8 protein-coding genes are annotated in these 8,824 nt (G+C 50.2%); all 8 read right to left on the bottom strand.

Going from position 1 to position 8,824, the window contains the following annotated elements; all coding sequences use genetic code 11:
• Window positions 1–228 precede the first annotated feature (228 nt).
• The 8 genes from CPA45_RS22290 to CPA45_RS22255 all read right to left on the bottom strand — a co-directional run bounded on the left by CPA45_RS22290 (window position 229) and on the right by CPA45_RS22255 (window position 8,521).
• Window positions 229–1,323: a sugar-transfer associated ATP-grasp domain-containing protein gene (locus tag CPA45_RS22290; RefSeq protein WP_096655491.1), complete on the bottom strand. Its 1,095-nt coding sequence runs from the start codon at window positions 1,321–1,323 to the stop codon at window positions 229–231.
• 27 nt (window positions 1,324–1,350) lie between these two features.
• Window positions 1,351–2,232: an ABC transporter ATP-binding protein gene (locus CPA45_RS22285; RefSeq protein ID WP_096655489.1), complete on the bottom strand. Its 882-nt coding sequence runs from the start codon at window positions 2,230–2,232 to the stop codon at window positions 1,351–1,353.
• A gap of 3 nt (window positions 2,233–2,235) precedes the next feature.
• Window positions 2,236–2,784, bottom strand: coding sequence for a dTDP-4-dehydrorhamnose 3,5-epimerase (gene rfbC / locus CPA45_RS22280; RefSeq protein WP_096655487.1), 549 nt, complete (start codon window positions 2,782–2,784; stop codon window positions 2,236–2,238).
• A 196-nt stretch (window positions 2,785–2,980) separates the two neighbouring features.
• Window positions 2,981–3,877 (bottom strand): glucose-1-phosphate thymidylyltransferase RfbA, encoded by an 897-nt coding sequence (gene rfbA / locus CPA45_RS22275; RefSeq protein WP_096655485.1) that lies wholly within the window; start codon window positions 3,875–3,877, stop codon window positions 2,981–2,983.
• Between the two features lie 239 nt (window positions 3,878–4,116).
• Window positions 4,117–5,013 (bottom strand): dTDP-4-dehydrorhamnose reductase, encoded by an 897-nt coding sequence (gene rfbD / locus CPA45_RS22270; RefSeq protein WP_096655483.1) that lies wholly within the window; start codon window positions 5,011–5,013, stop codon window positions 4,117–4,119.
• Between the two features lie 283 nt (window positions 5,014–5,296).
• Window positions 5,297–6,034, bottom strand: a complete 738-nt coding sequence (locus CPA45_RS22265) for a phosphoribosyltransferase (RefSeq protein WP_096655481.1) — start codon at window positions 6,032–6,034, stop codon at window positions 5,297–5,299.
• A gap of 138 nt (window positions 6,035–6,172) precedes the next feature.
• Entirely contained in the window at window positions 6,173–7,234 is a 1,062-nt protein-coding gene (gene rfbB / locus CPA45_RS22260; RefSeq protein WP_096655495.1) for a dTDP-glucose 4,6-dehydratase, read from the bottom strand.
• A gap of 84 nt (window positions 7,235–7,318) precedes the next feature.
• Window positions 7,319–8,521: a nucleotide sugar dehydrogenase gene (locus tag CPA45_RS22255; RefSeq protein ID WP_279628835.1), complete on the bottom strand. Its 1,203-nt coding sequence runs from the start codon at window positions 8,519–8,521 to the stop codon at window positions 7,319–7,321.
• Window positions 8,522–8,824 lie beyond the last annotated feature (303 nt).

Below are 8,824 nucleotides of genomic sequence, written 5' to 3'. Positions count from 1 at the left end.
GTTTTCTTGGTCATGAACACCTCCAATGCCTCCAGTATGAGGCTTACCGGGGTGTCCGCTCCAATTAGACCAGTTCACTTGGTTGATTAAGCAGCTCAGGGTAGTTAGCAAGGTACCACTCCGAGTGAAAGTAGCCACTTTGTTCTATTTCCGCACGCACAAGGGCTTCTTGATATCCAAGCTTACATTTGAGCTGCCATATGAGCTTTTCTATAAACATTGGCATGTTCAGCCGTTTATCGCATTTGCATGATTGGCAATGCCGGGATGTTCAAGTAGCGGTTGGTGCATTTGGTGTGCTGCCATTACGTCCGTATTGGTTCCAAAAAACGAGATCCCTGTTTCAGTAATCACAAAGCTTAGACTGCAAACGTGCAAATATGATGACTCATCAAAGAAGCGCAGTAGTGCCTTTTTGATAGCTGCCCAGTTGGGTAGGTGTTCACCCACCAGAGTTTGGGCGGTGTCTGGGTGTTGTATATAGGTGTCAACGCTACCCTGCTGGTTAAGCCCACGACAGGCGGTTATTAAGCCTGTTTGAGGGTTGATGCTGGCACTAAGTGCGCCCTCTTCAACTCGGGCGGGCTCCGTACGGGCATTAAGCTGGTTTGCCTGGGTGCCCACCGTTAAGCTGGCAGCAGCTATATCGGGCAGCCCTTCATCAGGTTCTCGTACCAGTAATACGTGCAGCAGATGGTAGCCTACCGGGCTTAGCGTGGTTAGCCAGCTATGCTGTACTGGTGTATTGGAAATAACCAGTGCTTCGTTATGCTCTTGAGCTTCTTCGACCAGCTGATTAATAAATGCTTTTTGAAACGCTAACGAGTCGCTGTTCTCCGCAATGGTTATTTTGCGGTACCGTGCATAATTATCTGGGGCTAGCGAATGTACCTGTACCACGCTAGGGGCAGAGTTTTCAGCCTTCCACCACGGTGGTTCTAACCACTGGGCTCCATTTTTGGAAACCAGGCAGACGTTTTTTTCCACTTCAAAATAGTTGGCCATTACATGGCTACATAGCACGCGGTTTGATAAAACCGTTTGGTATTTTTGATTAATCGATTGAAGCCTAAGTGACTGGTAGTCACTTAGGTAGGCGTTAAGGTCGTTTTCAGTTAGATCGTACAGGGCGGCTCGGCTTCTATAAAAACCGTTATGAAACAGTTGGCTGCTCCTTTCTTCTACTGATGCGTCTTCTACTGATGCATTTTCTACTACTGTTGGCGTGCTTTCTTCCCAGAACCTGAGGGTAAAGTCTTTCCAGGCTTGTAGGGATGCGATGTCGTTGGCGTGCGCAATTATGTCTTTGTGTGTTGTGAACATTGTGTTTAATAGCCACCTATAAAGAATCTATTCGTCGTCGTTGGCTTCTTGAAGAGACTTCAGCACTGCCTTTTCTTTGCGCAATTTTTTCAGCTTGGCGTCCATATCGCTTTTTATTTCTGCTAACTCTTTTGCTGACACACTTTTGCTGTCTTTTGCCTCTTTATAGATAGCCCGGGCTTCTCTATATATTTTCCTCAGCTCGGTGACTTCATGGCGCACTTTTTTAAGCTGTGCTGACTCAACCAAACCATACGCTTCGTGGTAGGCATCAATCGCATCGTCGATGCTATCAAACCAAGTGGCTTCGCCTTTGTTGATAAAGATACCGGCCTGACAGAGCTCTCTTAGAATGCCTTCGCTATGCGAGACCATGATGAGGCTGGCTTTGCCGGTTTTTTCCCGAAAGGCGGCTTTGGCTTTGGCTTTAAAGTTTTTATCGCCAACGGCGGTGGCTTCATCCGAAATATAGACATCAAAGTCAAACGCCAGCGATAGGCCAAACGAGATCCGTGAACGCATCCCTGAGGAAAAAGTTCTAATCGGCTCGTCGAAGGCTTCACCTATTTCCGCGAACTCTTCAACGTATTTGATCACGCGTTTTACGTCTTCGCTGGAGCTGCCGTGAACGCGGGCGACAAACTTGACGTTCTGCCGGGCCGTCATGTTCTGCTGCATACCACCTGAAAGCCCTACGGGCCAGGAAACCTTGGTGTGGCGAATCACCTCGCCTCTTTCAGGCTTGTCCATACCAGCAATTAAGCGCAGCAAGGTTGACTTGCCTGCACCATTGGCACCTATCAAGCCAACACTCACATTGGGGGGAATAGTGAGATTGATATTTTTCAATACCCAGTCGCTACCGTGGTGGTTGTGGTAGCGCTTGTAGAGATTACGAATTTCGATCATATGCTACCTAAAACATGGTGCATCAATAAATGATAGGCCTTGCTGATCTTTGCTTGAGAGCTGCGGCGGCTGATTACTGACCAGTGGCCATTGGATATTGAGCGTGGGGTCGTTCCAGCGCAGCGCTATTTCATCACCGGGGGCGTAATAATCCGTGCATTTGTATTGGAACTCGGCCTCTTCACTGGTGACGTAAAAGCCATGGGCGAAACCGGGGGGCACCCATAGCATCTGCTTGTTCTGTTCACTGAGCATTACGCCCACCCACTGACCAAAGGTTGGCGAGCTTTTGCGCATATCCACCGCAACATCGAACACTTCGCCACGGGTTACGCGTACTAGTTTGCCCTGGGGCTGCTGGTACTGGTAGTGCAGACCACGCAGGATGCCACGGGCGGATTTACTGTGATTATCTTGCACAAACGCATAGTCACCGCAGTGCTCTTCAAATTCACTGTGGCGAAAGGTTTCCATAAAGAAACCACGCTCATCGCCGAATACCTGGGGAGTCATTAACACTACATCGGGAATGGCGAGTTTTTCGTATTGCATTAGATATCCTTTAGCCATTGCCAAATTTGTTTAGCCACGGATGCTCCGGCCAAAACTAGTTATTGGCCACGGACACTCACTGAAAAACACGGATAAGGACGAAACATAAAACAAAAAATCTTTGGGTTTTTATCCGTGGATTCCGTGAGCGTCCGTGGCAAAATTCGTTTATTCCGTGGCAAAAATCTCTTGGCCTCTACTTTTGCATCTTCTGCTGAAGCAGGCGCTGTAGGTATTGGCCGTATTGGGTTTTTGCGAGTGGTTGAGCGAGCTCGGCTAGGCGTTCGTCGCTGATCCACTGCTGCTGCCAGGCGATCTCTTCTAGGCAGGCAATTTTAAGACCTTGGCGGTGTTCAATGGTTTGCACATATTGGCTGGCTTCTAGCAGGCTATCGTGGGTGCCGGTATCTAGCCAGGCAAAGCCACGACCCAGGCGCTCTACGCATAAATCGCCACGCTGTAGATAGGCGTTGTTCACGCTGGTGATTTCCAGCTCGCCACGCTCTGAGGGGGTTACGCTTTTGGCAATTTCTACGACGTCGTTATCATAGAAATATAACCCCGTAACCGCATAAGCAGATTTTGGCTTTAGGGGCTTCTCTTCGATAGAGATAGCGCTGCCCTGCTCGTCAAACTCCACCACACCGAAACGCTCGGGGTCTTTCACTAAGTACCCAAACACGGTGGCACCCGCCGTACGGGAGCTGGCACGCTTTAGCTGGTCCGAGAAGTGCTGACCGTGAAAGATGTTGTCGCCTAGCACTAGGCAAACGGGGCTTTCACCAATAAATTCTTCGCCGATGATAAACGCTTGGGCTAGGCCATCGGGGGTTGGTTGTTCAGCGTACTGCAAGCTAATGCCAAAATCTTCACCGGTGCCCAGTAGGTTTTGATACTGGGGCAAGTCTTCCGGTGTTGAGATGATTAGAATTTCGCGAATGCCTGCCAGCATCAGTACCGAGATCGGATAGTAGATCATCGGTTTGTCGTAAATCGGTAGTAGTTGCTTGGATACACCGCGGGTAATGGGGTGTAGCCGTGTGCCCGAGCCACCGGCAAGGATGATGCCTTTTCTTGGCGCGCTTTGACTCATAGGGGTCTCTTTAATCATTTTCGCTACGTATTATTGGCCACGGATACTCACTGACAACGCGGATAAGGATAAAACATAAAAACATAAAATCTTTGGGTTTTTATCCGTGGATTCCGTGAGCGTCCGTGGCAAACATTCGTTATTGGCCACGGACACTCACTGACAACGCGGATAAGGGCAAAACATAAAAACAAAAAATCTTTGGGTTTTTATCCGTGGATTCCGTGAGCGTCCGTGGCTCAAAAACTATCTAGGTGTTCTTTCAGTGTTAATGCTAGCTGGCTTTGCCAGGTGGGCATGGTGATGCCAAGTGCGTTTTCTAGCTTGCTTACTGCCATGCGTGAATTCAGTGGGCGCTTGGCGGGTGTTGGGTACTCTGCCGTGGGTATGCCTGCGGTACCTTCCGGCGTAATCGCTAGCTTTTCCCCTGCTTTACGGGCGTGGTTAAAAATCTCACTGGCGAAGCCATGCCAGCTGGTTTCCCCCCTGGGGGCTAAGTGGTAGATGCCCATGGGTATGTGGGGGGTGAGGTGTGAGGCGCGGGGAGTAAATGCCAATGCGCTCACTTGGGCAATTAGGCGTGCAGGGGTAGGCGCGCCAATTTGATCATTAACAATATTCAGCGCTTCACGCTCACGACCCAGGCGCAGCATGGTTTTCATGAAATTATTGCCGCGGGCGGCGTATACCCAGCTGGTACGGAATATCAGGTGCTGGCAGCCGCTTTCAATAATGGCAAGGTCACCTTCCAGCTTGGTTTGGCCGTAGATGCTTAGCGGGCTGGTGGGGCTGTCTTCCTGCCAGGGTGTTTGGCCGTTACCTGGGTATACGTAGTCGCTTGAGTAGTGCACCAGCGTAATGCCCTGCTTCACTGCATACGCGGCTAATTGTATTGGCAGTTCAGCGTTTAAGCGCTTCGCCTGCTCCGGCTCGCTTTCGGCTTTATCAACCGCTGTGTAGGCAGCAGCGTTAAGGATTAACCCTGGCTGGTGTTTGGCTAGGTAAGCATCCACCGCATCTGCATTGGCTAGGTCGAGTTCATCCCGCGTCGGGGCCAGAACAGTGCCAAAAGGAGCAAACTGGCGCTGGAGTTCAAAGCCTACTTGGCCATTGCCGCCGGTGATAAAGATGTTCATTAAATCCCTTTATATTCAGCTTATTGCACTCGCACGGATGAGGTCTGTGCCCTTCACCCCAGCACCGCTGTGCGGGTGCCTCGCGGGTGCGCCGTAGGCTTACCCGCGCTACAAAATCTAGTCAGTGCATATTTAATGGCCCGCCGTAACGAGCCTTATCAGCGCACATTTCGTAGCGCGGCGTAACGCGTCTTGTGAGGCACGAACAAACGCGGCACCCGCGTAGATGAAGCCTGTGCGCTTCGCTTACCTCGCGCTACTAGAGGTTTAAGCCAATCACTTACTAGCAACGCGTGCTTGAATAACTTTTAGATAATAAGCGCTTAGCTGTCTCTTTTTCTGCCTTAACGCATCGATTTCGGATCTCGTCAGTGGTTCTAAAGCCGACGAGATAACTTGCTTCGTTGGCGGTAAGGGCCGAGGTGTGTATTCCAAGAATGTTTTTGATTTCATCACCAAAGCGCTCCTCCAGTAATCGAATATGCTTTTCGAACGCTCGAAATTTTTCTGAACGACCAGCATTTACCAGCAGTATAGACCCAATGATATTCCCGCCGTTCATTAACAAGTAATTGGCTAACTCAGCCAGTGTGGTACCCATGCTAGTGACATCGTCCACAAGTACATAGCAGGCACCATGTTGAACAGTACCCTCAAATGAAGGCCTCGCAATTAGCCTTTCCATCGGATCAGCACCGGTATGAAACACTTTTTGCAATTGAACAATATCTGTATCACTGATCCCCCCTAATATTTCTGCACTCATCAGCGAGAGTATTAGGGGCAACGCATTGTCACCGGTAGCTTCTTTAGCATAGGGGGAAACAAAGATAGTCTCTGCTGGGAATTCATCTTTGAGAGTAACTAGAAACTCAAATGCCAAATCATCCACAAGTTGTAACGCAGCCTCGGCATCTCCTGATTTAGCGGCTCTATAATGAGAGTGCTGCTTTATATCATTATCGCTACTGAAGCAGTGAAAATGCTTCGTTTCTTTCGGAAAGGCATACACTCTATCCATTCCCGCTCCTCCAAGACAGCTCCTCACAGGTTGGCATAGTTCACTTCCCCCGCGGGTGCGCCGTAGGCTTACCCGCGCTACAAAACCTGCCTATTGCGCTTTATTTGCTAACGCCACAAGGCATTTACACTCAGCCTGCTACGAAGCAGTACCTAACCGCTGGCCTTGGTAGCTGCCGTCTTGTACGCGTTTCCACCAGGTTTCGTTGGCTAGGTACCATTCGACGGTTTTGCGTAGGCCGGTTTCGAAGGTTTCTTCTGGCTTCCAGCCGAGTTCGCGCTCTATTTTGCTGGCGTCAATGGCGTAGCGTACGTCGTGGCCTGGGCGGTCGGTGACGAACGTTATTAGCTCGCGGTATGAGCTCTCTTTCGGCACTAACTCTTGTAGCAGTTCACATAGTGTTTCTACCACGGTGAGGTTAGCTTTCTCATTGTGTCCGCCGATATTGTAGGTTTCGCCTACTTGGCCTTCGGTGGCTACTTTGATGAGTGCGCGGGCGTGGTCTTCTACATAGAGCCAGTCGCGAACCTGTTGGCCATCGCCGTATACCGGCAGGGGTTTACCTGCCAGGGCGTTTAGAATCATCAACGGGATCAGCTTTTCCGGGAAGTGGTAAGGCCCGTAGTTGTTGGAGCAGTTAGTAACCAGGGTGGGTAGGCCGTAAGTGCGCTGCCATGCGCGTACCAAGTGGTCCGAACTCGCTTTGCTGGCGGAGTACGGCGAGCTGGGGGCATAAGGTGTGGTCTCGGTAAAGAGATCATCAGTGCCTTCCAGATCCCCATACACTTCATCGGTGGAAATATGATGAAACCGAAACGCTTGAGCCTTGGCGGCATTTTGCTGCTGCAGCTTTTTCCAGTATGCCCGGGCGGTTTCTAGTAGTACGGCAGTACCAACCACATTGGTTTGAATAAACTCTGCCGGGCCGTCGATAGAACGATCTACATGGCTTTCAGCCGCCAAGTGCATGACAACATCGGGCTGGTGCTGTTCAAACAACTGCTGCATGGCGGGAGCATCGCAAATGTCCGCCTGCACAAAAGTATAGCGCTCGCTCTTTTCAACGCTTGCCAGTGATTCCAGATTGCCCGCGTATGTGAGTTTATCGACATTCACGACGCGGTGGCCGGTGTTATGGATTAACTCACGAACAACTGCTGAACCAATAAATCCCGCACCACCAGTAATTAGAAATCGTATTGACACTTTTATATAGACCTTTATATAGACCTTAAGCTGACTGCTCTAACGTTTAAATTTAGGACTAGCAAGCTCTACAGTTGCCTAATCACTGCCAAATAAGTCGCGGGTATAAACTTTTTCTGCAACGTCGTCTAGCTCGTTGGCCATTCGGTTGCTTAAGATCAGGTCGGCTTCTTGTTTGAACGCGGTCAGGTCACGAATCACACGGGAATTAAAGAAGTGCGCTTCTTGCAGGGTCGGTTCGTATACGATGACTTCGATCCCCTTCGCCTTGATGCGTTTCATCACGCCTTGCATGGCACTGGCACGAAAGTTATCGGAGCCAGCTTTCATGATCAGCCGGTAAATACCCACCACACGGGGATTGCGCTTGAGGACGGCTTCGGCGATGAAGTCTTTGCGGGTGCGGTTGGCATCCACAATGGCTTGGATCATGTTGCTGGGCACATCTTGGTAATTCGCCAGCAGTTGTTTGGTGTCTTTAGGTAGGCAGTAGCCACCGTAACCAAAACTGGGGTTGTTGTAGTGCTTGCCAATACGCGGGTCTAGCCCTACCCCTTCAATAATTTGCCGAGAGTCTAACCCGTGGGTTTCGGCGTAGGTATCTAGCTCATTGAAATATGCCACACGCATCGCTAGGTAGGTGTTAGCGAACAATTTAATCGCTTCTGCTTCTGTACTGTTGGTCAGCAGAATAGAGGCGTCTTGTTTGATGGCGCCTTGCTGGAGCAAGTTGGCAAAGTGTTCAGCACGCTCGGAGCATTCGCCTACAATAATGCGTGAAGGGTAAAGATTGTCGTAGAGTGCTTTTCCTTCGCGCAAAAATTCCGGTGAAAAAATCAGGTTTTGCGTATTAAACCGTTTACTAGCGCTGGCAGTGTAGCCCACTGGTACGGTCGATTTGATCACCATCAACGCATTGGGATTAACCTTAGTAACTTGCTGAACCACTGCCTCAACACTTTCGGTGTTGAAGGTATTAGTGGTCGGGTCGTAATCTGTCGGGGTGGCAATAATGACGATGTCTGCATTGGCGTAAGCCTGTTCAGCATCTGTTGTCGCCGTAAAGTGTAGGTCATCGCGGTTTAGAAACTGGCTGATTTCAGTATCTTCAATCGGCGACTGTTTGGCTTTTAGTTTGTCTACTTTCTCTTTGACAATATCTACTGCGGTGACGCTGTTATGCTGCGCGAGCAACATGGCGTTTGATAGCCCAACGTACCCTGTGCCAGCTACTGCAATGTTTTTCATGCGATCTCGGCTATCGATGTTGAAATTACTCATTCTGGACTGCTAGACGAGCACTTCGTTTCGCTCGCTCCCCACAAGGCTCGTTACACCGCGCTACGAAATGTGCGCTGATAAAGCGCGTGACGGCGTGCCATTAAATATGCGCTGCTTGGGTTTTGTAGCGCGGGTAAGCCTACGGCGCACCCGCGGAGCAGCGCGCAGCGGTGCCGGGGTTGGTGAATAACCTTGGTGCTCCCAATCACCGGTAGGTGCCGCCGCCTGAACTGACCCCCAATTATTGGACAGTTAGCTCTATCAGTTGACTGCCATTTCCTGAGTCCGGTATTCCACAGGGCT

It is taken from the genome of Vreelandella nigrificans, from assembly GCF_002374315.1.
Classification (GTDB): Bacteria; Pseudomonadota; Gammaproteobacteria; order Pseudomonadales; family Halomonadaceae; genus Vreelandella; species Vreelandella nigrificans.
The sequence above is the reverse complement of the archived record's forward strand: the minus strand, read 5'-3'. Positions and strand labels throughout refer to the sequence as shown.

Coding starts and splice junctions, on each gene's coding strand:
- rfbA (WP_096655485.1), bottom strand. CDS start 3,877: ATGAGTCAAAGCGCGCCAAGAAAAGGCATCATCCTTGCCGGTGGCTCG.
- rfbC (WP_096655487.1), bottom strand. CDS start 2,784: ATGCAATACGAAAAACTCGCCATTCCCGATGTAGTGTTAATGACTCCC.
- CPA45_RS22265 (WP_096655481.1), bottom strand. CDS start 6,034: ATGGATAGAGTGTATGCCTTTCCGAAAGAAACGAAGCATTTTCACTGC.
- CPA45_RS22285 (WP_096655489.1), bottom strand. CDS start 2,232: ATGATCGAAATTCGTAATCTCTACAAGCGCTACCACAACCACCACGGT.
- CPA45_RS22255 (WP_279628835.1), bottom strand. CDS start 8,521: ATGAGTAATTTCAACATCGATAGCCGAGATCGCATGAAAAACATTGCA.
- rfbD (WP_096655483.1), bottom strand. CDS start 5,013: ATGAACATCTTTATCACCGGCGGCAATGGCCAAGTAGGCTTTGAACTC.
- CPA45_RS22290 (WP_096655491.1), bottom strand. CDS start 1,323: ATGTTCACAACACACAAAGACATAATTGCGCACGCCAACGACATCGCA.